20 protein-coding genes and 1 pseudogene are annotated in these 23189 nt (G+C 26.7%); 12 read left to right on the plus strand and 9 right to left on the minus strand.

Features of this window, described 5'->3' with window-relative positions; all coding sequences use genetic code 11:
- Positions 1–4 precede the first annotated feature (4 nt).
- The 4 genes from thiD to JG676_RS05060 are packed head-to-tail and all read left to right on the plus strand — an operon-like array spanning position 5 to position 2550.
- Positions 5–814: a bifunctional hydroxymethylpyrimidine kinase/phosphomethylpyrimidine kinase gene (thiD, locus tag JG676_RS05045; RefSeq protein ID WP_200170139.1), complete on the plus strand. Its 810-nt coding sequence runs from the start codon at positions 5–7 to the stop codon at positions 812–814.
- A complete protein-coding gene (gene thiE / locus JG676_RS05050; RefSeq protein ID WP_200170140.1) occupies positions 807–1418 on the plus strand; it encodes a thiamine phosphate synthase in 612 nt (203 codons plus the stop codon). Before thiD ends, thiE begins: the two co-directional genes overlap by 8 nt.
- Complete coding sequence (locus JG676_RS05055) at positions 1418–2056, plus strand: uroporphyrinogen-III synthase (RefSeq protein WP_200170141.1); 639 nt, start codon at positions 1418–1420, stop codon at positions 2054–2056. Before thiE ends, JG676_RS05055 begins: the two co-directional genes overlap by 1 nt.
- A 50-nt stretch (positions 2057–2106) precedes the next feature.
- The gene (locus JG676_RS05060; RefSeq protein ID WP_200170142.1) at positions 2107–2550 is read left to right on the plus strand and encodes a hypothetical protein; all 444 of its coding nucleotides are present in this window, start codon (positions 2107–2109) and stop codon (positions 2548–2550) included.
- A gap of 4 nt (positions 2551–2554) precedes the next feature.
- On the opposite strand, the gene JG676_RS05065 is transcribed toward JG676_RS05060, so the two are convergent.
- The 4 genes from JG676_RS05065 to uvrB all read right to left on the minus strand — a co-directional run bounded on the left by JG676_RS05065 (position 2555) and on the right by uvrB (position 8830).
- Positions 2555–3874 (minus strand): MATE family efflux transporter, encoded by a 1320-nt coding sequence (locus JG676_RS05065; protein ID WP_200170143.1) that lies wholly within the window; start codon positions 3872–3874, stop codon positions 2555–2557.
- 189 nt (positions 3875–4063) lie between these two features.
- Positions 4064–4603 (minus strand): superoxide dismutase family protein, encoded by a 540-nt coding sequence (locus tag JG676_RS05070; protein WP_200170144.1) that lies wholly within the window; start codon positions 4601–4603, stop codon positions 4064–4066.
- Between the two features lie 82 nt (positions 4604–4685).
- Positions 4686–6677, minus strand: coding sequence for an LTA synthase family protein (locus JG676_RS05075; RefSeq protein WP_200217511.1), 1992 nt, complete (start codon positions 6675–6677; stop codon positions 4686–4688).
- Between the two features lie 179 nt (positions 6678–6856).
- The gene (gene uvrB / locus JG676_RS05080) at positions 6857–8830 is read right to left on the minus strand and encodes an excinuclease ABC subunit UvrB (RefSeq protein ID WP_200217512.1); all 1974 of its coding nucleotides are present in this window, start codon (positions 8828–8830) and stop codon (positions 6857–6859) included.
- A gap of 147 nt (positions 8831–8977) precedes the next feature.
- Here uvrB and JG676_RS05085 point away from each other — a divergent pair, with 147 nt between their 5' ends.
- Genes JG676_RS05085 through JG676_RS05100 form a run of 4 tightly spaced genes read left to right on the plus strand, consistent with a single transcriptional unit; the run spans position 8978 to position 11744 of the window.
- A complete protein-coding gene (locus JG676_RS05085) occupies positions 8978–9208 on the plus strand; it encodes a hypothetical protein (protein ID WP_131163512.1) in 231 nt (76 codons plus the stop codon).
- The gene (locus JG676_RS05090; RefSeq protein WP_131163511.1) at positions 9198–9452 is read left to right on the plus strand and encodes a hypothetical protein; all 255 of its coding nucleotides are present in this window, start codon (positions 9198–9200) and stop codon (positions 9450–9452) included. The genes JG676_RS05085 and JG676_RS05090 overlap by 11 nt, the downstream gene beginning before the upstream one ends.
- Positions 9442–9909 (plus strand): type II secretion system protein, encoded by a 468-nt coding sequence (locus tag JG676_RS05095; RefSeq protein ID WP_200170146.1) that lies wholly within the window; start codon positions 9442–9444, stop codon positions 9907–9909. The genes JG676_RS05090 and JG676_RS05095 overlap by 11 nt, the downstream gene beginning before the upstream one ends.
- Positions 9906–11744 carry a primosomal protein N' gene (locus JG676_RS05100; RefSeq protein ID WP_200217513.1) on the plus strand — a complete coding sequence of 613 codons (1839 nt, stop codon included), beginning with the start codon at positions 9906–9908 and terminating at the stop codon, positions 11742–11744. The genes JG676_RS05095 and JG676_RS05100 overlap by 4 nt, the downstream gene beginning before the upstream one ends.
- Positions 11745–11782: 38 nt before the next feature.
- On the opposite strand, the gene JG676_RS09215 is transcribed toward JG676_RS05100, so the two are convergent.
- Genes JG676_RS09215 through alaS form a run of 5 tightly spaced genes read right to left on the minus strand, consistent with a single transcriptional unit; the run spans position 11783 to position 18172 of the window.
- Positions 11783–12343, minus strand: coding sequence for a DUF2972 domain-containing protein (locus JG676_RS09215; protein WP_373563809.1), 561 nt, complete (start codon positions 12341–12343; stop codon positions 11783–11785).
- Positions 12312–13157: a hypothetical protein gene (locus JG676_RS09220; protein WP_246801795.1), complete on the minus strand. Its 846-nt coding sequence runs from the start codon at positions 13155–13157 to the stop codon at positions 12312–12314. Before JG676_RS09220 ends, JG676_RS09215 begins: the two co-directional genes overlap by 32 nt.
- A 1-nt stretch (position 13158) precedes the next feature.
- Positions 13159–15090, minus strand: a complete 1932-nt coding sequence (locus tag JG676_RS05110; RefSeq protein ID WP_200217514.1) for a penicillin-binding protein 1A — start codon at positions 15088–15090, stop codon at positions 13159–13161.
- Positions 15087–15626: a septum formation inhibitor Maf gene (gene maf / locus JG676_RS05115; RefSeq protein WP_200217515.1), complete on the minus strand. Its 540-nt coding sequence runs from the start codon at positions 15624–15626 to the stop codon at positions 15087–15089. Before maf ends, JG676_RS05110 begins: the two co-directional genes overlap by 4 nt.
- Complete coding sequence (alaS, locus tag JG676_RS05120; RefSeq protein ID WP_200217516.1) at positions 15626–18172, minus strand: alanine--tRNA ligase; 2547 nt, start codon at positions 18170–18172, stop codon at positions 15626–15628. The genes maf and alaS overlap by 1 nt, the downstream gene beginning before the upstream one ends.
- A 115-nt stretch (positions 18173–18287) precedes the next feature.
- Between alaS and JG676_RS05125 the strand changes: the two genes are divergently transcribed.
- From JG676_RS05125 to JG676_RS05140, 4 genes and pseudogenes are all read left to right on the plus strand, one after another.
- Complete coding sequence (locus tag JG676_RS05125; RefSeq protein WP_200170152.1) at positions 18288–19364, plus strand: DegT/DnrJ/EryC1/StrS aminotransferase family protein; 1077 nt, start codon at positions 18288–18290, stop codon at positions 19362–19364.
- Positions 19365–19377: 13 nt separating this feature from the next.
- Positions 19378–20229, plus strand: a complete 852-nt coding sequence (locus JG676_RS05130; RefSeq protein ID WP_200170153.1) for a Gfo/Idh/MocA family protein — start codon at positions 19378–19380, stop codon at positions 20227–20229.
- Complete coding sequence (gene hemH, locus JG676_RS05135) at positions 20229–21146, plus strand: ferrochelatase (RefSeq protein WP_200217517.1); 918 nt, start codon at positions 20229–20231, stop codon at positions 21144–21146. Before JG676_RS05130 ends, hemH begins: the two co-directional genes overlap by 1 nt.
- 1208 nt (positions 21147–22354) lie before the next feature.
- Positions 22355–23189: pseudogene (locus JG676_RS05140) on the plus strand (hypothetical protein); the annotation flags it as partial.

Here is a 23189-nt window from a genome sequence, read left to right on the forward strand (position 1 = left end):
AAAAATGCAAGCAAAAGGTTCAAATTTAATCCCTATTTTAACTATAGCGGGTAGCGATTGTAGCGGAGGAGCTGGAATTCAGGCTGATTTAAAAACTTTTAGTGCCCATAATCTTTTTGGTATGAGTGTGATTTTAAGCGTTGTTGCTGAAAATACAAGTAGAGTGATTTCGCTTCATCATATTCCAGAAGAAATTATAAATGATCAATTTCAGGCTATTTTTGAAGATATTGTTCCAAAAGCAGTAAAAATAGGTATGATTGGAACAAAAGAATTAATGGATTGTGTTGCTTTTAATTTAGAAAAATATCAAGCCAAAAATATAGTAATCGATCCTGTAATGTTTGCTAAAAATGGTTATGCTTTAATGAAAATACAAGATTGTCAACATTTTAAAGAAAATATTTTAAAATTTGCCGATATCTTAACTCCAAACATACCAGAAGCTGAATTTCTTTGTGATTTTAAAATTCAAAATGAGCAAGATATGATAAAAGCAGCTAAAAAACTTCATAAACTTGGAGCAAAAAATATTGTTTTAAAAGGCGGACATAGTGAGGATAACGCTAATGATGTATTATTTGATGGTGAAAAAATTTATATTTTAAAAGCAGAGCGTATTAAAACAAAAAATACCCACGGTACAGGTTGTACTTTATCTTCTGCAATTGCTAGTAATATTGCTAAAGGATTAAGTGTTTATGAAGCCATAAAAGAAGCCAAAGAATATGTTAAAAATGCTATTTATTATTCTTTAAATCTTGGAAAAGGTTGTGGTCCTACAAATCACTTTTATAAGTTTTTAAATGATTGATTTTAGCTTATATTTAGTAGCTAGCAAGCAAGATAAAAGTGATGAAGCTTTTTTAAATATTTTAGAACAAGCCATTAAGGGTGGAGCGAGTATAATTCAGCTTAGAGAAAAAGAGCTCAGTGCTCGTAAATTTTTTGAGTTAGGCTTTAAAGTGAAAAAACTTTGCGATACTTATTGCATTCCTTTAATTATCAATGATAGGCTTGATATTGCATTGGCCCTAAATGCAAGTGGAGTGCATTTAGGACAAGAAGATTTAGATATAAAAATTGCTAGAAAAATTCTAGGTAAAGATAAAATAATAGGCCTTAGTTTGCAAAAAATAGAACAACTTAAAAACATTAAAGAAGCAGATTATTTAGGTTGTGGAGCTATAAATTTAACTCCAACAAAAAAAAGTGAAATTTTAAGTCTTGATATTTTAAAACAAATTATAGCTTTATCAAATTTACCTGTTGTTGCAATAGGTGGTATCAATGAAATAAATATTTTAAATTTAAAGGGTTTAAAACTCAGTGGCATAGCTGTTGTAAGAGCTATTATGTGTGCTAAAGATCCTTTTTTGGCAAGTAAAAATTTAAAAAAACTCTTTAAGAGTTTATAATGAAAATCTATCTTACTAATGAATTGAAATTTAAAGGGGTACAAAATCTTGTTTTAAACGAGCTTATTTTTTATGATTTTAAAGTTGATCTTAATTTTTATGATGCTTTGATTATAACTTCAAAAAATGCTATTAAGGCTTTAAAAAAAACCAAAAGTATTTTAAATTTTGATTTAAAAGTTTATGCAGTAGGAAAAAATACAGCAAAAGAAGCTTTTAATTTGGGATTTAAAAATATAAAATATCCAAAACTTTCTTATGCTAGTAATCTTTATGAAGAATTTAAAGAAGAGCTAAAAGATAAAAAATGTCTTTATTTAAGAGCTAAAGAACTTTCTTCAAATTTAGTTCAAAAACTTTTAGAGCAAAATATAAATTTAACTCAAATCATAGCTTATGAAAATGTATATAAAAAACCTGATTTTTGTATTACTCATCCTTGTATTATTATTTTTACTTCTCCATCTTGTGTGAATAATTTTTTTAAAACTTATGATATTAAAAAAGAAGATTATTTAATAGCTATAGGTCAAAGTACTGCAAAGAAGCTTTTAAAATATGATAATGTCTTAGTTTGCGAAAATCCCAATTTGGAAGAATGTATTCAAATCGCTAAAAATTTAAAAATAAATTTATAAATTTTTTATATTTTTTAAATACAATAATTAAAATTTTAAAAAGTTAGAAAATGAAAAATATAAAAAGTCCTAAAATTAAAGATATACTTACTCTTCCTAGTACAGCAGCATTAAATCCTATTTTAGAAGACAATGTTCTAACGTGCATACATGGGGGAAAAGTAGAATTAAAAGCTAAAAAAGCTAAAAAAATGACAACTCAGGGTGTTGGTGTTGTTTTAAGAAGAGAGATTGAAGGAGCTAGTATTAAAGGCTGTTCAAATCCTCCTATGCTTGGTGGTCCTTGCCAAAAAGTGTTAATGCTTTTTCCATACACATATTCTAAACATAAAATCAATGATGATTTTGTTGTTTTACAGCTAGGTCTTATAGGTACAAGTGATAAAGGTTTTCCTATTTTGGCAATTCCTAAAGCCAATAAAATAAAATTTTCCCCTATAAAAACTAAAGCTTCAAAGCTTGCAAAAATAACTTATGAACAAATGAAGATATAAATCTTCATTTAAAAATTATTTTTCTTAAAAAGAAAAAGGATAAAAACAAAACAAAAAAATCAGCTATTAAAGGTGTTAGCCATACTCCATTTAAATTTAAAAATAAAGGCAAGATAAATAAAAGAATAAGTGGCACAAAAAGACTTTGACTTAAAGAAATAATCAAAGAAAGAGTTGGTTTATTAAAAGCGGTAAGAAAAGATCCACTAAGTGTATTTATCCAAGTAATGAGATAATTAAAAGAAAAGATCATTAATGCATAAGTTCCAAATTTTAAAAATTCTTCATCTTTATCTTTTGAAAAAAATCCTACTAAATTTTCTTTAAAAAGCAAAATTATAACAAGCATTAAAATACTAAAAATAAAAGCACTAATCAAAATAGGTTTCATTAAATCTTTAACACGTCTTATATCTTTTTTTGCATAATTAAAACTAAGAGCAGGTTGCATAGCATCACACATGCTAATTAATAAACTAATTACAAAAGCATCAATATATAAAATAATAGAAAATGCTGCAACTCCTTTAACTCCAACAAGATGAAGTAGAACTAAATTTGCAAAAATACTGAATAAAGAAGCAGAAATGTTGTTAAAAAATTCAGAGCTCCCATTATAAATAATATTTTTAAATTCTTTAAAACTCATACTTAATTTAGTAAATTTTAATTCTAAATTTTGGATTAAAAAAGGTAAAATGCCTAAAATTCCTCCAAGACTTAAACCTATACAAGTTGCAAGTGCAGCTGAGAAAACTCCCCAACCCAGAACGACAATAAAAAGATAATCAAAAAATAAATTACTTAGAGCAATGATAATATTTATTATCATACTATAAAAAGTTTTACCACAAATTCTTAAGTAATTATCTAAAGCAAAAGAAATCATAGTAATAGGTGCAAATAAAGCAAAAACTATTAAAATTTCTTTACATAATTCTTTAACTTCTTTACTAACATTTAACAAATCAATCAACAAAGGACCCAAAAAATATTCAACAAATCCCATAAAAAAAGAAAAGGCTAAAATGATAATTATACAAGCGCTAAACATTGTTTTAGCTTCTTTTTTTTGATTTTTGCCAAGTTTCATGGAAATTTGGACAGATGAACCTATCGCAATAGTATCAGTTAGTGCAAAACTCATCATTATAAAAGGGATAACAAGCCCAAGGGCGGCAAGGGCATTATTTCCTAAATATTTTCCAACAAAAATTCCATCAATAATATAATAAAGCACCATAAAAGCTGCGCTAATCATATTTGGAAAAGCACATTTAAAAAATAACTTCCACGCAGAAAGTTTTATAAATATATCTGACATAAAATTTCCTTAAAAAATATAATATTAATTTTTATAATTTTTATTTTAAGGAAGCTAATATATGGTTTGAAAGCCTAAAATGTAGTGATTTAGTTTTAAAATTTTCATAGTGTATTATTTATTTTTTGCTCATTATAGATAATGTAAATAAATAAGTCAAGATTTTATACCCTTTAAAAAGGGTATAAATTATTTAATAACTCCACAGGCCATTCTAGCGCCACCACCACCAAGTGCAGCAGGATGATCGCTATGGTTATCTCCGCCAAAATGAATCATTAAAGCACGATTTTTAATTTCGCTTAATTTTTTAATTTTTGGTGCTAAAACAGGATTAGTAGCATTTCCTTTATCATCAACATAAAGAGCTGGAAGATCGCCTAAGTGTCCTTTATCATCCCAAGCAAAAGAATGTGTTTTGGTATTTTTAGGATCATAGTGTCCTCCAGCTTTCATTCCTAAACCTTTTTCAGTTTCTCCACAATCTGCATTTTCATGAACATGAAAACCATGAATTCCTGGTTGCAAATTGCTTAATTGTGGAAAAAAAGCTACTCCATATTTTGTTTGTATAGCTACAACTTCTCCTATAGCTTTATTGCCATTCTTATCAAGTAAATCCATTTTTATGGTTAAATGATCTTTTACAGATTTAGGATCAAAAGTTTGATTTTCAGCTGCAAAAATTAAGCTTACTAATGCTAAAGACGCAAAAACAATTTTTTTCATTTTATCTCCTTTTAATTTTTATAAAAACTATTATATACAAGTTTTGTTATCTAATGGTTAAAAGTAAATAATTTTTAAATTTTTATTCATTGATTAATTTTAAACGCTTAGCAAGTTGATAATAATTTAACTCTTGATGTGACTTATAAAAATTTTTATGATATTCATCAAGTTTAAAATCTTTATTATTATCTTTTAAACTTGTGTTATTTTCATAAAAATATCCTTTATTGCTTCCATTTGGATAAACTCCATTTTTGTCTATCCATACTGAATCGTTAAAGCCAAATTCCAATTTTTCATTACTTGGTTTTGTTAGCATATTTCTTCCACCTAAACTAAGATATTTTGCCTCATTTAAACTAAAATCATAAAGAGTAGGAAAAATATCTTTATGTGATCCTATGCGATATTTATCATAATAAATATTATTTTGTAAATTTTTTGGTATATAAATATAAAAAGGCACACTAAAAGCAAAGGCTTTTTGAGTACTATAATCTATATTCATATCACGTACTCTATGATCTCCTGTAGCTGCTATGATGACTTTATCTTTAAAAGGACTTTGTTTTATCTTGCTAAGAAATTTCCCAAATTCATTATTAGCGTATGCGTAAGCTTGCAAAATATCTTCTTGTTTTTTTCTTTTGTAAGGAAGTTTTTCAAGCAAATTTTCTGGTATATTTTCAAGATTTAAAGGATGATATGGAATTTTATAAGGAGGATGATTTGAAATACTTAAAGAGATGATTAATGTTTTTGTAGGATTTTTTTCTAAAATTTCATAAATTTTTTTATACATAAATTCATCAGCTACACCATAACCATTTTCTGTTTGTATTGCTTTTGGATATTCATTTATTAAATCATTTTCATCAATTATTTTATCAACACCTAAAACATTTAAATAATTTTTTATATTTTGCCAAGATCCATTTCCTGTATAAATAAAAATTACTTTATAACCAGCTTTTTTATAAATTTGCATAGGAGTAAAATCTAAATATTGTTTTTGAAAAGAACTAGTAGATATATTGCTAAAAGGACTTATAAAAAATAAATTGGCAAAGCTATTGATAGTTCCATTAGCAGAACTTAAAAATCTTGTAAATATAAAATCTTCTTTAAAATGTTGCTCTAAATCACCTAATAAATTAAAATTTTTATTGTTAAATTCCAATAAATTTAACCCAAAACTTTCCATTAAATTGATATAAACGCTAGGTTTTTCATTGCTAGCTATTTCATTTTTCATACTTGTTTTAAATAAAGGAAAAAGTTCTTCTTCTAAAATTTTAGCTTTATTAGTATCAATAAATGAAAATTTATTTTCTTGTTTAAATTGTTTGTGCGCCCAAGAAAAAGCCATTATAGGATTTAACATAATATCGTTTAAAACATTAAAATTTGAAAAAGAATAATTTTGCACATTTATAGCTACGTGTTTAAAAGGACCTCTTAAAGCCAAAATATAAACTATAATAAGTAATAAATTTAAGAAAATAAGCATAAAAGGTCTTAAATGAAATGTTTTAAGTTTAGCTTTTAAAATTTTGATATTAATATAAATACAAAATAAAATACAAATTAAAGATAAAATAAATATAGTAAATAAAGGATAATCATTTAAAGCGATTTTAAAAAGGGCTCTTATATTGTCATTTTTAGCACTAAAGATAAAAATATCAATTTTACTTTTATAAATTTCATAATAATAATATTTAATGAAAGAAAAAACCACACAAAGAAAAGCTATAAAAGCTATATAAATACTAGATAATATTAAATAAGTTTTTTTAAGAAATTCTGTTATACCCCCCCCCGTAGTTAAATATTTATTCATTAATGGGTTTAAAAAACTTAAAAAACCACAAAGAAGCAAAGGCAAAAAAGCAACACTTAAAAATCTTATATCATGATATATGCCTAATGTATACATAGTAAAAAATTCATTTAAATTTTGAACTAAATTTTTTGGAATAAAGGCTATATGCATATAAATCCTATTAATACCAAAAATAACAATAAAAATAACGCTAAAAGTCAAAATTTGAAGTAAAATTTTTTTCATCACTTTCCTTATAGATTTAATTTTTATTCAAAATTGATATTTTAAGTATTAAAGTTTTTAAAAAAATAAATTTTTAAAAATATATATATAAAAATATGTATTTAAAAAATATCAATAAGATATTTTAAATATTTAAAATGTTAATTTAGGGTATTTTTAATATAAAGTTTAATTTAAATTCATAAATTTTTTAATTTATTAATCTCATCTCTAATACTAGCAGCTTTTTCAAATTCTAAAGTTTTAGCAGCTTCTAGCATCTCTTTTCTAAGTTCTTTTATGATTTTTGCTCTTTCATTTGCTGGCATTTTTTCAAATTTTTTATTTTTGCGATAAATTTCCCCTAAATCTTCTTCATTTTTTAAACTTTTTTCCAAATGTCTTTTAACCGAAGTTGGAGTGATATGGTGTTTTTTATTATATGCTTCTTGAAGCTTTCTTCTCTCGTTTGTAGTATCTATTGCTTCTTGCATAGACTTTGTAATCTTTTTAGCAAATAATAAAACTTTTCCATTTACATTTCTAGCTGCTCTACCCATAGTTTGAATTAAACTTGTGGTACTTCTTAAAAACCCTTCTTTATCAGCATCCATAATCGCTATAAGCGAAACTTCAGGTAAATCAAGTCCTTCTCTAAGCAAATTGATACCTATTAACATATCAAAATTTCCACTTCTTAAATTTCTAATTATTTCATTGCGTTCAATTGCGTCTATATCAGAATGCATATATTTAACTTTTATTCCAAGTTCTAAATAGTATTTTGTAAGCTCTTCGGCAAGTTTTTTGGTTAAAACAGTAACTAAGACTCTTTCATTTCTTTCTATAGCTTTTTTGGCTTCATCAAATAAAATTTCAACTTGATTGTCGCTATCTTTAATTTCAATTTTTGGATCTAAAAGTCCGGTTGGACGCATAATCTGATAAAAGACATTTTTTTTACTAAGTTCAAGCTCAAGTGAAGCAGGAGTAGCTGAAACGAAAAGAAATTGGCAATCTTTATGAATAAATTCATCAAACATCAAAGGACGATTATCAAGCGCTGAAGGCAAACGAAATCCATAATCAACCAAGGTTTGTTTTCTACTTCTATCACCAGCAAACATTCCACGAAATTGTGGCAAGGAAACATGACTTTCATCAACAATAACTAAAAATTTTCTATTTTTAATAGCAAAATAATCAAAAAGTGTATAAGGAGTATCACCTTCTTTAATCCCTGTTAAATGTCTTGCATAATTTTCCACACCCTTACACATACCTGTGCTTTCAAGCATTTCAAGATCAAATTCAACACGCTGTTTTAAGCGTTGATATTCTACAAGCTTGTTTTCATGTTCAAACCAAGCTAAACGCTCATTTAATTCTAATTTTATATCTTTTATGGCTTTTTTTAAGCGTACTTCTCCTACGCTAAATTGACTAGTTGGATAAAGAATAAAACGTTTTAAATCTTTGATTTTTTTATTTTCAAAGATATTGTAATGATACATACATTCAAGTTCATCTCCAAAAAATTCAAGCCTAACAACTTCATCTTCATAATAAGCAGGATAGATATCAATAATATCTCCATTTACTCGAAAATCTGCTCGATCAAAAAAATTATCATTTCTTTTATAGCCCATATCTACAAGTTTTTTTAAAAGCTCTTTTTGAGAAATTTGCATTCCTTGTTCAAAAATTAAAACCATGCCTATGTATTCATTTGGATTTCCAAGTCCATAATTTGCTGAAACACTTGCAATACAAATTACATCTTCATAGCTTAAAAGCGAAGCAGTTGCGCTAAGTCTTAGTCTTTCTAAATCTTCATTAGTAGAACTATCTTTTTCTATAAAAACATCAGTGCGTGGAATATAAGCCTCAGGTTGATAATAATCATAATAACTTATAAAATATTCCACGTGATTTTTAGAAAAAAATCCCTTAAATTCGCTATAAAGTTGAGCGCATAAACTTTTATTGTGACTCATAATAAGAGTTGGCATATTTAGTTTTTTTATAATATTTGCCATGCTAAAAGTTTTTCCGCTTCCTGTTACTCCCAATAAAGTTTGATATTTATTACCCTCTTTGATACTTTTTACTATCCCTTCAATAGCTTGTTTTTGATCAGGACTTGGTTTTAAATTACTTGTAAGTTCAAACATTTTTTTTACTTTATTTTATTTTTTTTAAAAAACATTTTAAAAAAAAATGCCTTAAATTTAAGTTCAAATGAAAACTTAAATTTAAGTTTTTTTGCTACAATTACAGTTATTAAACTCATAAACTCTAAAGTAAGAAGGCAAATAATTATGTATGATGAAAAAATTATAAATACTATGACAGATAAGGTAAATGAGCTTTTAGCTAAATATAATGAAGTATGTGAAGCAAATGAAAATTTAAGAAATGAGCTTGTAAGTGTTAAAGCTCAAAATGAAGCAAAAAGCAATCAGATTATGCGCTTAGAAGAAGAACTTAAAACTAAAAATATAGCCAGTGAAGATATAGTGAAAAAAATAGAGGCTGTTCTTGCAAAGTGACAATTTAAGACGCGTTATTATTAATGTTTCTGCAAAAGATTTTGGTATAAGATGCAGTGAGGAATTTGCTAATTTTTTAGAAGATGAAATTGCTCTTATTTCTGGTGGAACCAAAAAAATAGAATTGACACGTTTTGTAGATGCTTTTGTTAAAAAAAGCTATGAAAATTACATCACACAAAGAGAGTTAAAAAAACTTATAAAAACTATCGATGAAGAACTTCCTTTAAAAAATGAAATTTAAAAGAGCTTTTACTCTGCTTGAGCTTGTATTTGTTATTCTTATTATAGGAATTTTAGCAAGTTTAGCTCTTCCTTTTTTATCTCAAAATAAAAATGAGGCAAAATTATTAAAAGCTAAGATTGAATATCAAATGATCTCTTCAAGCTTAGCTTTAATGAGAAATGAAGCTTCTTTAAAACAAATAGCCTATACTGCGATACTTGATAATGCTAATTTCTTTAAAGAACAAGAAAAATTATTTTTTTGTGAGCAAATTGTGTCATGTGAAGATAAAAATTGTTGTTCTTTTTCGCTTTTAAAATTTCCTTTGTATTCAAGTAAAGATTCTTGGATGAAAATATCTTTTAATTCTTATCGTTTTTTTTTAAATTCAAAACAAAGTATAGATTTTACTTATGATCCAAAAGAGGGTATTTTAAAATGTATCGATAATCAATTATGTAAAGAATTTATATGAGATATTATGAATTAGCTATTATTGGATTGTATTTAGAAAATCTAATTTTTCATAGTGCCTTAGAAATCAAACCTTTAACTCAAGTTATTATTGATTTAAAAAGAAAAAAAAATTTAAAAGCTATAGTGATACAAGAATGCGAAAAACCACAATTTCAAACTCAAGATATTAAAGAAGTTTTGCCTTATTCTTTGAGTTCTTTTCAATTTGAATTAGCTAGTTTTATTTCTTATTATTATGCTACTAAATTGAGTTTTGTTTTAGGATTTTTTGAATGTTCCAAAAATTATGAAAATCATAGTGTTGAAATTTTAAATAAACCTTACTTAAATGACAAACAAGAAAATGCATTAAATTTTATAAAAAATCATCAAAGCTCTTTATTGTTTGCAGATACAGGGAGTGGAAAGACTGAGATTTATATTTCTTTAATAAAGGAATATTTAGAAAAAGGCAAACAAGTTTTGCTTTTAATGCCTGAGATTTCACTTACTCCGCAGATGCAAAAAAGACTTGAAAAATATTTTAAGGGTTATTTTTTTCTTTGGCATTCTAAAATTTCGAAGAAAAAAAAACAAGAGTATTTATCTACACTCGAAGAAAATCAAAGCCTTTTAGTTGCTGGTGCAAGATCAGCTCTTTTTTTACCTTTTAGAAATTTAGGACTTATTATAGTAGACGAAGAACATGATAATTCTTATAAAGCCTCTAATAAACCTTATATCAATGCAAGGGATTTAGCCCTTTTTATAGGAGCAAAACAAAATATTAAAATTGTTTTAGGATCAGCTACGCCCTCTTTGGTGAGTTTTTATAAACAAAAAAGTTTTAGACTTAAAGGGACTTTTTTTGAGAGCAAAAAGCATTTTATATTTGATGAGAATGAGCTTAGTATCACGCCTATTTTATTAGAAGAATTAAAAAAGACCTTAAATCATCAAAAACAAGCTATTATTTTTTTACCTACTCGTGCAAATTTTCGTCAAATTATTTGTAGAAATTGTGGTAATACTATAAAATGCCCTTTTTGTTCAATCGCTATGAGTTTGCATAAAAATAAGAATTTGCTTAAATGCCATTATTGTAATTTTGCAAAACCCATTGATCAAACATGCCCTAGTTGTGACGCTTTAATGCTTGAAGCTAAAAAAATGGGTACAGCTGAGTTATGTGAGCTTCTTTTGGGATATTTTCCTTATGCAAATATTAAAAGATTTGATAGCGATGAGGTTAGCACATTAAAAAAACTTAATACTATTTTGAAAGAATTTAATGAAAAGCAAATTGATATTTTAGTCGGTACTTCTATGCTTGCTAAGGGTCATGATTATCACAGTGTTGATTTAAGTGTGATTTTAGGGCTTGATGAGTATTTATATCGCCCCAATTATAAAGCAGCAGAAGAAACTTTATCTTTAGCAATGCAAGTAGCTGGTAGAGCGGGGCGTAAAGGCGAAGCAAGAGTGCTTTTACAAACTAAAAATAGGGATTTTTTTGAAAAATATATTCAAGATTATGATGCTTTTTTAAAAGATGAGCTTAGCTTTAGAAAAGATCTCTATCCTCCTTTTAAAAGGCTTTTAAGGATTGTAATAGAAGATAATGATTTATTAAGTGCAAGTAAATTATGTGAAAATTTAGCCCTTAAGATTAAAGAAATATCAAAAATTGAGCTTATAGGCTATGGATCTTGTGGTATAGAAATGATTAATTCTAAATATCGTTTTTATATTTTATTAAGAAGCAATTCTTATAAAACTCTTATTGCTATTCAAAATTACATGCTTGATTTTAAAAATGTAAGTTCTGATATAGATCCTATCGATTTTTCTTAAAAAATATCTTGTTTTATTATCCAATAAACAATATATTTTTAAAAATAACTTTGAAATTCTTTATAATATTTCCAAGAATCTACTATATCTGGGCGATATTTATTTATATGTTCAAATTCATAATCAAAGGTATTTTTTAAATAATTTTTAATTTCTTGATTATTTTTAATGTATTCTAAAAGTTCTATTTCTGTTAACATATCTTTTTCTGTTTGGTCAATAACAATTCTAATAGCATCTAAAAATTCTTTAAGATAATTTTTAACAGCTTGATAAAGTTTTTCATTTTGATGAAGTTTTAAAAGATCATTTTTATGTATAAAAATACCTAGATCATTACATAAATCATTTTGTATGATATCTTCAATAATATTAATGAATTCACCATCCATAAAACGATTAAAAATAATCAAAATACTTTCTTTTATATTGATATTATAATTTTTTAAATTATTAGGAAAATTAAGTGTATAAATGTTTTTTAAGTCATTTTCATTTACATAAAGCTTTAGCGGAAATAAATACCTTAAATAACCTCTAAATTCTTTACTTTTGAAGATACTTTTTTTATTGGTATAGGGGGGGGGTAAGAGATAAATTTTTAGCTAATTTAGACAAAGTATCAAAGGCTTTTTCTTCGCTAAATTCACTCATATCTACATAAGTGATATTTTTAGGATCTAGTATTTTTATCAACTTTTGTATTATAAAAACATTATCTTCTAAGTCTTTAAAATCCCATTTGATTTTTGTTTTTTTATGGGTTAAAAAATCAATATAAGAATGCCAATCATAAGTAAGATTAAACTCAGGCTCATAGTTTCTTTGTGCCTTATCCCAATTTCTACCAAAGCAATGTTTTAAAATTCCTATAGGATCTCTTACGCCTATAATACAAGGCACAGAATTATCAAGCAAATAAAGAAATTTTTCTAGATCTTTTACGTTAAGTTCTGAAAGATTAATTCCTTGATTTATAAAATTAGGATTATTAAGATAGGTGTGCAAAAAGCAATATCTGCTTTTTGCATTATTTTCTAATATCCAAGAGGGAAAACAAAGGGTGTTAAGAGTTTCATTAATATATCTTAAAAAAGCAGCAGCACCAACTCCATGTGGTGAAATATAAATAAATTTATATTTTTTACTTAAAGGAATGTTAAGATCCCAAGATAAATGCGCACAATATTCACTAGCATCTATATCAATAAATTCAGGGTTAATTAAAGGAGGATAAGGATGATTTAAATACTTTTCTTTAAATTCATTAGAATTTAGCCAATTTATAATTATATCTATATGTTCAAGAACAAATTTAAAAAAATTCTCATTATTCGAATTTTTTAGAGCATTAAGAATCAAATTAGCATTTTTAGGATCAAGTTTTTCTTTTAGGGTTTGTAAAATTTTCATTTTAAAAAATAATCTCACTTTCATTGAATTTAGTATTTTGAGATGGAAAAGGAGATTTTGGAGTATAGTATTCTATATTTTTTTGATATATCCCTTTTTTTACATTATTTGGAATGCTAAATTTTCTTGTAGTGTTAGGAAATTTTTCTAAATATTGAATAATAAATTCTCTAAATACAGGAGCTGCCGTTCTAGCACCTCCTTCTGTTTTTTTCATAGGATAATTATTGTCATTTCCATACCAAATAATGGCTTCTATTTCAGGAGTTATACCACAAAACCAAGCATCAACACTATTATTCGTTGTTCCTGTTTTTCCTGCTATTTCTATCCCTTCAACTCTTGCATTGCGTCCTGTTCCTTTTTCTACTACATTTTTCATCATATCAAGCACTAAAAAAGCTTGGGCTTCATCGCTTATTTTTTCTTCTTTAGAATCAAATTCAGCTATAATATTTCCATTTTTATCTTGAATGCTTTTTATGATTTGCAAATCTTTAATTTTTCCATAATTTCCAAACATAGTATAGAATTTTGAATATTCTAAAGGAGAAATTCCAAAACTTCCAAGCACTATAGAAAGATTAGGAGGTAAATTTTTAAAGCCCATTTGAGTTAGTTTTGAGTATAAGACATCAAGACCAATATTAACAGCAAGGTTAATAGTAGCTAAATTTCTTGATGCACTTAAAGCTTTTTTAAGTGTAATAAGTCCGCTAAAATCCTTGCCATAGTTTTTTGGTTTCCAATCCTCGTTATTTCCTGCTCCTCCTTCAAAAATTCTTGATATATCCGCTACTTCACTCATTGGAGAATAACCTAAATTAATAGCTACTTGATATACAAAAGGTTTAAAGGAGCTTCCTGGCTGACGCATACTTTGGGTAGCTCTATTGTAATTACTTTTTTCATAGTCTATTCCACCTACTAAAGCAAGCACTTCTCCATTTTGATGATTTGCAACAATCATTGCCCCATTTAAAGTATCTAAGTTGGCATTTTTATCTCTTTTAACAATTTCATCATAACCCCATTTTAAAGATTTTTGAGCCATTTCTTGAACTTCTAAATCTATATTTAAAATTATTTTGTATCCCCCTGTTTTTAGATCTTTAATGCTAGGGTTTAGTTGTTTTATAACTTCATCTACAACATAAGGAGCTACATTTTGACTAAGTGTATCATCATAGACTTTAGGAATTTCCTTTAAGGCTTCTTCATACTCATTTTTTGATATCCATCCTAGAGTGTAAAGTCTTTGAATTACATTATTGGCTCTTGAAATAGAAAGATCAAGATGTTTTGTAGGATCATAGCTACTTGGAGCTTTAGGCAAGCCTACTAATATAGCAATTTCTTTTAAGCTTAATTCATTTAAATTCTTATGAAAATATCCAAAAGCAGCAGTTTTAACACCATAATATCCATGTCCAAAAAAGATAAAATTGAGATATCTTTCTAAAATTTCTTCTTTACTAAGTATAGTTTCCATTTTATAAGCTAAAAGTGCTTCGCGTATTTTTCTACTGATAGTTCTTTCAGGAGTAAGCTCTGTATTTTTGATAAATTGTTGAGTAAGAGTTGATGCCCCTTCCATTGTTTTGCCACCACTTTTGATAATTTTTATCAAAGCTCTAAAAATAGCATCAATATTAACCCCATTATGTTCAAAAAAACTTGTATCTTCAATAGCTACTAAAGCTTCTATGAGTCTAGGGGGAAATTCTTCATACTTAGCATAAAATCTATGTTGTTCAAAAATATTAGCAATGAGTTTTAAATTTTTATCAAAAATTTGAGTTGTTAAAGGTGGATTGTATTCTTTAAAAATATAATCTTTTGTATCTAAACTTGAAAAAAGATAAGTAATATAAATAAGAATCAAAATACAAACTAAAGAAAAAAATGAAAAAATATATTTTAGAAATTTCATAAATAAGCCTTTAAAATATCAGTATTTAATCCTAAAGCTGTATTTAAACTACCAATTTGTTTATCAATATATTTTTGATGAAAGCCCTCGCACATAATAGCTCCTGCCTTTCCTTTATAAAGACCACTTTCTATGTAATCTTTCATTTCTTTTTTATCAAATTCTTTAAAAAATAAACTTGTTTTTGAAAGGGAAAAAATTCTTTTTTGTGGAGTTTTTAAAATAAAAGCACTTAAAATATCTGCTTTTGCTCCACTTTGCATTATGAGCATTTTATAAGCTTGTTCTTCATTTAATGCTTTAGTTAAAATATTATTTTCAATGCAAACAATACTATCTGCAAAAAGTATATTATCATAGTTAAATTTTTGGCAAAATTGCTGTTCTTTTGCTTTTACTACTTCTTGTACATAAATATTTGGCGTATAAGAAGTGTCAATATTTTCATCATAATCAAAACAAATTTGAGTAAATTCAATTCCAGCTTGTTTCAATAAATTTACTCTAGAAATCGAAGATGAAGCTAAATAAAGCATTATTTACAAAGCTCTTTTTCTATAAAGTTTTTTAAATCTTGCAAAGCTTCATCAATTTTTGTAAAATCTTTCCCTCCAGCCGTTGCAAAATCATCTCTTCCTCCACCATTTCCACCTAAAATCATAGCAGCTTGTTTGACCAAGACCCCAGCTTTTAAAGGTGCGTTTTTTACACCAGCGGCAAGGTTGATTTTATCGTTTTTATTTTGTATGAGCAAAATCACACTTTTTTCAAATTTATTTTTAAACTCATCTATAAGATTTTTTATATCAATATTTTCATCATCAATTTTTTGAATACAAATTTGAACTTGATTAATACAAGTAGAGTCTAATTTAACTTGATTAGAATTTTTTAGTTCATTTTTAGAATTTTTTAGTTCATTTTTGAGTTTTTTAATACTACTTAAAACATCATTATTTTTTAATTCTTCTTTTACTTCATTTAATTCTTTAACAATGCTTTGTGTAAAATTTAACGCCGCTTTGGAAACTACTGCTTCAATTCTTCTAATCCCAGAGCTAACCCCACTTTCTTTAATGATGTAAAAACTTCCAATTTCAGCAGTATTTTTAACGTGAGTTCCCCCGCAAAGTTCTTTGCTTTCTCCTAAAGTTAAAACTCTAACTTCATTTTGATATTTTTCACTAAATAAAGCTATAGCCCCTTCTTTTTTGGCCTCTTCTAAAGACATAAAATCAATCTTAGCTTCACTTGCATTGATAATCATTTCGTTAACATATTGTTCAATTTTTTCAAGTTCTTCTTTATTTAAAGCTTTAGAATAAGTAAAATCAAATCTTAATCTATTATATTCTACCAAAGATCCTGCTTGATTAACTTGATTGCCTAAAATCTTTTTTAAAGCATAGTGAAGAAGATGTGTAGCACTATGGTGTCTTGCTGTTTGCATTCTTTTTTCTAAATCAATTTTTGCCTCTACAATTTGGTTTTTTTCAAATTTTTCAAAAGCTTTTATTTTGCTAAGATTAAGATCGAAAAATTTTTGAGTGGCTAAAACTTCGCTTTGATTGATTTTTCCACTATCGCCACTTTGCCCCCCACTTGTCGGATAAAAAGGAGTTTTTTCAAGCATAATCCAACCAATTTGTCCTTGATCTAAACAGGAAAGTTCTTTGAAGTTTTCGTCCAAAAGAGCTAAAATTTTTGTTTTTTGATTAAAATGTTCATAGCCAACGAATTCATTTTTGCTAAATTTCTCAATCAAATTTTTAAAATCTCCGCTAATATTTATATCCCCGCTACCTTTCCAAGAATTTTTAGCTCTATTTTTTTGTTCTTGCATTAAGGCATTAAATTTTTCTTCATCGATAGAAATATTTTTTTCTTTAAGCATATCTTGAGTAAGGTCAAAAGGAAAGCCGTATGTATCATAAAGTTTAAAAGCCACTTCTGCGCTAAAAATTTCTTTAGTATTTTTAAGTTCTTCATTAAAGATTTCTATACCTTTTTCTATGGTATTTAAAAATCTTTCTTCTTCAAGCTTAATTTGCTCTTTAATATAATCTTTTTTTTCATTAAGATAAGTATAATGCTCACCCATGATATCGCAAACTTTATCGACAAGTTTATACATAAAAGGTTCTTTTAATCCAAGCAAATAGCCATGTCTTAAAGCACGACGTAAAATTCTTCTTAAAACATAACCCCTACCTTCTTTATCAAAATTTATACCTTGAGCTATTAAAAATGCACTTGATCTTATGTGATCAGCTATAACTCTATAACTAGCCCCTTTTTCATACACATAAGGCTTTTTACAAATTTTTGCTATTTCTTCAATTATAGGCATAAATAAAGAAGTATCAAAATTACTAATTTTCCCTTCTTTAATGGCAACAACCCTTTCAAGTCCCATTCCTGTATCTATACTAGGTTTAGGTAAAGGAGTTAAAGTTCCATCTGCACTTCTTTCATATTGCATAAAAACAAGATTCCAAATTTCTAAGAAGCGATCTCCATCTCCGCCCATATAATCTTCTGAGCCATTAAAATGCTCTTGTCCTTGATCATAAAAAATTTCGCTACAAGGTCCACAAGGTCCAGTATCTCCCATTTGCCAGAAATTATCTTTATCTCCAAATTTATAAATTTTTTCTTTTGGGACAAATTTTTGCCAAAGTTCATAAGTCTCATCATCATTTTCGTGAGTTGTAACATAAAGTCTTTCTTTTGGAAGTTTTAAAACTTCAGTTACAAATTCCCAAGCATAAGCGATAGCATCTTTTTTAAAATAATCTCCAAAACTAAAATTCCCAAGCATTTCAAAAAAAGTATGATGTCTAGCTGTATAACCAACATTATCAAGATCATTATGCTTGCCACCAGCTCTTATACAAGTTTGACAACTTGTTCTACGAGGTGGGTTAGGACGTGGAATTTCTCCTGTAAAAATATTTTTAAAAGGAACCATACCTGCATTTGTAAAAAGCAAAGTAGGATCTTCAGGAACTAAAGGAGCGGAAAAAACTACTTCGTGACCTTTTGATTTAAAAAAATTTAAATATTCACTTCTAATATCCATAAAAACTTTCCCAAAATTTTAAAATTATTATTAAATATAATATGATATCAAAATTACTTTAAATTAAGTAAAACTAAAATACAATTATCTTTTAATTAAATACTTAAGGTTTTTTATGGATTTTATCAATCTTAAAGCTCAATATAATGCCTATAAAAATGAAATTGATTTAGAAATTTTGAAAATTTTAAATAATTCTTCTTTTATCGGTGGAGATAAACTTAAAGAATTTGAAGGAAATTTAGCTAAATATGTAGGTGTTAAAAATGCTATTGGATGCTCAAGTGGAACAAGTGCTTTATATTTAGCTTTAAGGGCTTTGGGTATTTCTTATAATGATGAGGTTATTGTTCCAAGTTTTACTTTTATTGCAACAGCAGAAGTTGTAGCACTTGTTGGAGCAAAACCTGTTTTTGTAGATATTAGTTTAGATGATTTTAATTTAAGCATTGAAGAAGTTAAAAAAGCTATTTCTCCAAAAACAAAAGCTATTATTGCTGTAAGTATTTTTGGACAAATGCCTGATTTGTTTGCTTTAAAAAAATTATGCGATGAAAAAAATATCACCTTAATCGAAGATGGAGCACAAAGTTTTGGAGCAAGTTATAAAGATAAGAAATCATGTTCTATAGCTCATATTTCTTGCACAAGTTTTTTTCCTTCTAAGCCTTTAGGAGCTTATGGAGACGGGGGTGCTATTTTTTGTGATGATGATTTTTTAGCACAGAAAATAAGAATACTTTTAAATCACGGTCAAGCTCAAAAATATAATCACGAATTAATAGGGATTAATGGACGACTTGATACTTTACAAGCTGCGATTTTAGATGTAAAACTCAAATATTTTGATAATGAACTTAAAATTAGAGCAAAATTAGCAGCTAATTATGATAAAAATTTAAAAAATTGCCAGATTCCTAAAATCAAAAAAGATTTTATAAGCGTTTATGCCCAATATAGCGTTTTAGTTGATGATAGAGCTAGAGTTATTGAAAAATTTAAACAAGCAAGTATTCCTTATGCTATACATTATCCCATACCACTTCACAAGCAACCATGTTTTAAAGAATTTTCCCATTTAAAACTTAAAAATTCTGAACTAGTAAGCGAACACATCATATCTTTACCATTTTCTGCATTCTTGACAGAAGAAGAGCAAGAAAAAGTTATTAATTTATTTTCAAAATTATAATTTAGGAATTTTTATGAAAATCGGTATTATAGGCCTTGGCCATATGGGAAAAAATCATTTAAAAGAGCTTAAAAATAATCCCAATTTTAAGCTTAATGCTTTATTTGATATTCAAAAATTCTCAAGCGATATTCCTTTTTTTGATAATTTAGATGATTTTTTAAAACAAAATAACGATGTAGTTATCATTGCAACGCCTACTTTTACTCATTTAGATATCGCAAAAAAGGTTTTACCAAAAGTAAAAACTATATTAGTAGAAAAACCTTTAGCGATGAATCTAAAAGAAATCAAAGAATTTGAAAAATACGCTAAAACCTACAATAACAATGTAGCCGTTGGTTTTTGTGAAAGATTTAATCCTTGTGTGATATCTTTAAAAAATATACTAGATAACGAACTTTTAATCAGTATAAATATCCAAAGATTTTCAACTTTTCCTCAAAGAATACAAGATGTTGGAATTTTACAAGATTTAGCCGTGCACGATCTTGATCTTTTACATTTTTTAAGCACTCAAAAAATTTTAGAAGCTAAAATTTTAAAAACTTATATACAAGAAGGATATCAAGAAAGCGAAAGTATCATATCATGCAAAATGCAAAATTTTATAGCTTGCTTACATCAAAGCTGGAATAGCACTCAAAAAATCAGAAAAATTCAAGTAATTACAGATAAACATTTTTATGAGGCCGATTTGATAAATTTGATCTTATTAAGGGATAATAATGAGCTTAAAATTGATAAACACTCTACACTTTTAAAAGAGCACGAAGATTTATTTAAATTAGCTTTAAATCAAAAAAATAATTTAGCCTCCATACAAGATGCACTTTTAGTTCAAAACATTTTAGAAAATTATTAATGAAACTTGTTTTATTTTTAAATATGGGTGGCGTAAGCAAGATAGAAGATTGCGAACTTTTTTTAAAAAATATGTTTAATGATCCTTATATTTTAGGTATTAAAAATAAATTTTTAAGAAAAATAGTTGCTTTTTTAATTACTAAAATGAGATTAAAAACTATGCAAAAAAATTATGAAATTTTAGGAGGAAAATCTCCACTAAATGAGATAACTTCCAATCTTTGCGCCAAGCTAAATAAAGATAAAAATTTTAAATTTGATTTTGTAAATTTATATGTTCCACCTTTTGCTAAAGAAGTTTTAGAAAAGTATTCTTTAAAAAAAGATGATGAAATTATCCTTTTTCCACTTTATCCACATCATTCTCAAACAACCATAACAACTTCTCTTGAGGTTTTAGAAAAAAATATCAATGCTTTAAATATTAAATCTAAGATTAGTATTATTGATGTTTTTTATAAGGATAAACTCTATAATCAAATGATTAAAAAGTATATTTTAAGAGAAAACGAAAATTTTAAAAATGATAAAAAAAAGACCTTAATTTTTTCTGCTCATTCTTTGCCTATATCTGTTATAGAAAAAGGTGATTTATATGAAAAACATACCATAGAGCATTTTGAAATTTTAAAAAATGAACTTAAAGATCATTTTGATGAAATCTTACTTTCTTATCAGTCAAAATTAGGTCCAGTAAAATGGCTTGAACCTAATACAAGTGATATTTTAAAAAATTTAAAAAATGATGCTTTGATTTATCCAATTTCTTTTTGTATTGATTGTTCAGAAACTGTATTTGAACTTGATATTGAGTATAAAAAAATAAGCAATAAAGACTATAAAGTCATTCCTTGTCCAAACGATAGTATAGAATTTCAAACTTTTATTCTTTCTAAACTTTCAAACTTAAATTAATACTCTTTTAAAGCTAATTTTTTATATTTAAATCTATTAAATTTTTACTTATAAGATTCTAAATACAAATTATAAGAGCTTTTGCTTGTTTTGAATCATTTATATAAAAGTTTTATTAAGATTTATACTTTATTGCAAATAAAACAATAAAATTTATTTTATAAATATAAATTGAATATATCATAATAAATAATTTTTTAAATTATTTTATAATCTTATAATAACTTAAATATATAAATACTAAAAATAATCAATTAAAAATTATTATTAATAAACTTTTAATTAAAAATATTTTATTATTCCAAAAAAGTTTATTATTTATATTTTATTACTTTTTTATTTTCTTTTTTAAAATAAACAATCAAAGGAGTTTTAAACAATGGATCAAAAACATAGTTTAAAAGAGATTTCGGGGGGGGGGGATTGAAAAAAACCATTCTCATTCATCTAAAAAACTAGTTCTTTCTTTAGTTACAATCTCTTTTTTAAGTTCTTATTCTTATGCTACAGCTAATGTAGAAGCTTATGATGATAGCAAAACTAAATCAACAACTACTTATCAAAATACTAACACTACAATAAGTGAATCTTTAAGTAATACTCATACTGTAAGTGGTACTGGTAATACTCTTGTTATAGAAAGTAGTGGTTCAGTTGTAGTTACTAGTTCTAGTAGTATAGCTGTTGATTTCCAAAAAGATTCTTCAACTACCACTTTTAAAAATGAAGGAACTCTTATAGGTGGAAGCAATACTTCTAGTGTTCAAGTAGGTGCTAATAGACAAAATGGTGCCACCATAGAAACCTTTGACAATCAAGGTATCATAGGAAATGGTTCTTCTAAATTTGGAGTAGTAGTTTGGGGAAAAGATGGATCTAAATCTACAATCAATAATTTTAGCAATAGTGGAACTATAAGTTCAAACAATGGTGAGGCTATTTATCTTGGTAATACTGAGATTACTACTTTTACTAATAGTGGGACTATTAGTAGTATTAGTGGTCATGGGATCAACATAGCTAGTGGAACAACTATAGAAACTTTTACTAATAGTGGAACTATACAAGGCGGTAATGGTAGTAGAAAAAATGGAATAAATATAGCTGGTTCTACTATAAATACTTTAACCAACAGCGGAACTATAACAGCTATAAATACTGGTGTTAGTATTTCAAGTGCTAGTATTCAAACTTTTACTAATGAGAAATTGATAAGTAGTGATAATGGAAGTGGGGTTTATGTTGGTAGTTCTACTATAGAAAATTTTACCAACAAAGGAACTATAAAAACTAGTGGAACAGCAGAACCAAATCAATCATACGCTGCTCTTTATGCAAGCAATGGTGTAAATCTTTTTAGTTCTACCATAGGAACCTTTGAAAATAGTGTAACTATCTCTGGCAAAGTAGGAGTAAATTTATCAGCTAGTTCAATTGAAAATTTTAAAAACACTGGAACTATAGAAGGAACTTCATCTTCAAATAACTTAGCAGGAGCTATAAATATTCAAAGTGCTTGGAGTACAGGTTCTACAATAAGTAATTTTGAAAATAGCGGATTTGTTAAATCAAGTTCTAATGGTATCTTTATAGGTGATGGTAGTGCTATAAAAACCCTTACCAATAAAGGAACTATTGATGCTAAATTAAATGGTATAAGTTTTTATGGTTTTCACACTAATAAAAAACCAGTTGATATCGGTAAAATCACTATAGAGAGTAATGGTGTTATTAAAGCAGGCAATAATGGTATTAACATTGATGGAAGTGAGTGGGGTATCACAGGCGAAGGCATAGACGTAAAAGGTAGATTAGAAGGTGGTAATGCTGGTATTTATATAGGAGCAGGCAAACAAGTAAATACAAGCATCACCGTATCTGGAACCATTCAAGGTAATAATGGCGGTATTATTAATACAGGAACCATAGGACAAAAAGATGTAGATGTTCAAACACACGGCATCACCATTGAAAATGGTGGAACTATTACTTCTAAAAATGGTAGCGGTATTTTAAATACTGATAATGGAATCATCTATGGTA

It is taken from the genome of Campylobacter sp. 2018MI34, from assembly GCF_016598975.1.
GTDB lineage: Bacteria > Campylobacterota > Campylobacteria > Campylobacterales > Campylobacteraceae > Campylobacter_D.

Bases quoted from the DNA above. Each gene is read 5' to 3' on its own strand.
- thiD (WP_200170139.1), top strand. From the start codon at position 5: ATGCAAGCAAAAGGTTCAAATTTAATCCCTATTTTAACTATAGCGGGT.
- thiE (WP_200170140.1), top strand. From the start codon at position 807: ATGATTGATTTTAGCTTATATTTAGTAGCTAGCAAGCAAGATAAAAGT.
- JG676_RS05055 (WP_200170141.1), top strand. From the start codon at position 1,418: ATGAAAATCTATCTTACTAATGAATTGAAATTTAAAGGGGTACAAAAT.
- JG676_RS05060 (WP_200170142.1), top strand. From the start codon at position 2,107: ATGAAAAATATAAAAAGTCCTAAAATTAAAGATATACTTACTCTTCCT.
- JG676_RS05065 (WP_200170143.1), bottom strand. From the start codon at position 3,874: ATGTCAGATATATTTATAAAACTTTCTGCGTGGAAGTTATTTTTTAAA.
- JG676_RS05070 (WP_200170144.1), bottom strand. From the start codon at position 4,603: ATGAAAAAAATTGTTTTTGCGTCTTTAGCATTAGTAAGCTTAATTTTT.
- JG676_RS05075 (WP_200217511.1), bottom strand. From the start codon at position 6,677: ATGAAAAAAATTTTACTTCAAATTTTGACTTTTAGCGTTATTTTTATT.
- uvrB (WP_200217512.1), bottom strand. From the start codon at position 8,830: ATGTTTGAACTTACAAGTAATTTAAAACCAAGTCCTGATCAAAAACAA.
- JG676_RS05085 (WP_131163512.1), top strand. From the start codon at position 8,978: ATGTATGATGAAAAAATTATAAATACTATGACAGATAAGGTAAATGAG.
- JG676_RS05095 (WP_200170146.1), top strand. From the start codon at position 9,442: ATGAAATTTAAAAGAGCTTTTACTCTGCTTGAGCTTGTATTTGTTATT.
- JG676_RS05100 (WP_200217513.1), top strand. From the start codon at position 9,906: ATGAGATATTATGAATTAGCTATTATTGGATTGTATTTAGAAAATCTA.
- JG676_RS09220 (WP_246801795.1), bottom strand. From the start codon at position 13,157: ATGAAAATTTTACAAACCCTAAAAGAAAAACTTGATCCTAAAAATGCT.
- JG676_RS05110 (WP_200217514.1), bottom strand. From the start codon at position 15,090: ATGAAATTTCTAAAATATATTTTTTCATTTTTTTCTTTAGTTTGTATT.
- maf (WP_200217515.1), bottom strand. From the start codon at position 15,626: ATGCTTTATTTAGCTTCATCTTCGATTTCTAGAGTAAATTTATTGAAA.
- alaS (WP_200217516.1), bottom strand. From the start codon at position 18,172: ATGGATATTAGAAGTGAATATTTAAATTTTTTTAAATCAAAAGGTCAC.
- JG676_RS05125 (WP_200170152.1), top strand. From the start codon at position 18,288: ATGGATTTTATCAATCTTAAAGCTCAATATAATGCCTATAAAAATGAA.
- JG676_RS05130 (WP_200170153.1), top strand. From the start codon at position 19,378: ATGAAAATCGGTATTATAGGCCTTGGCCATATGGGAAAAAATCATTTA.
- hemH (WP_200217517.1), top strand. From the start codon at position 20,229: ATGAAACTTGTTTTATTTTTAAATATGGGTGGCGTAAGCAAGATAGAA.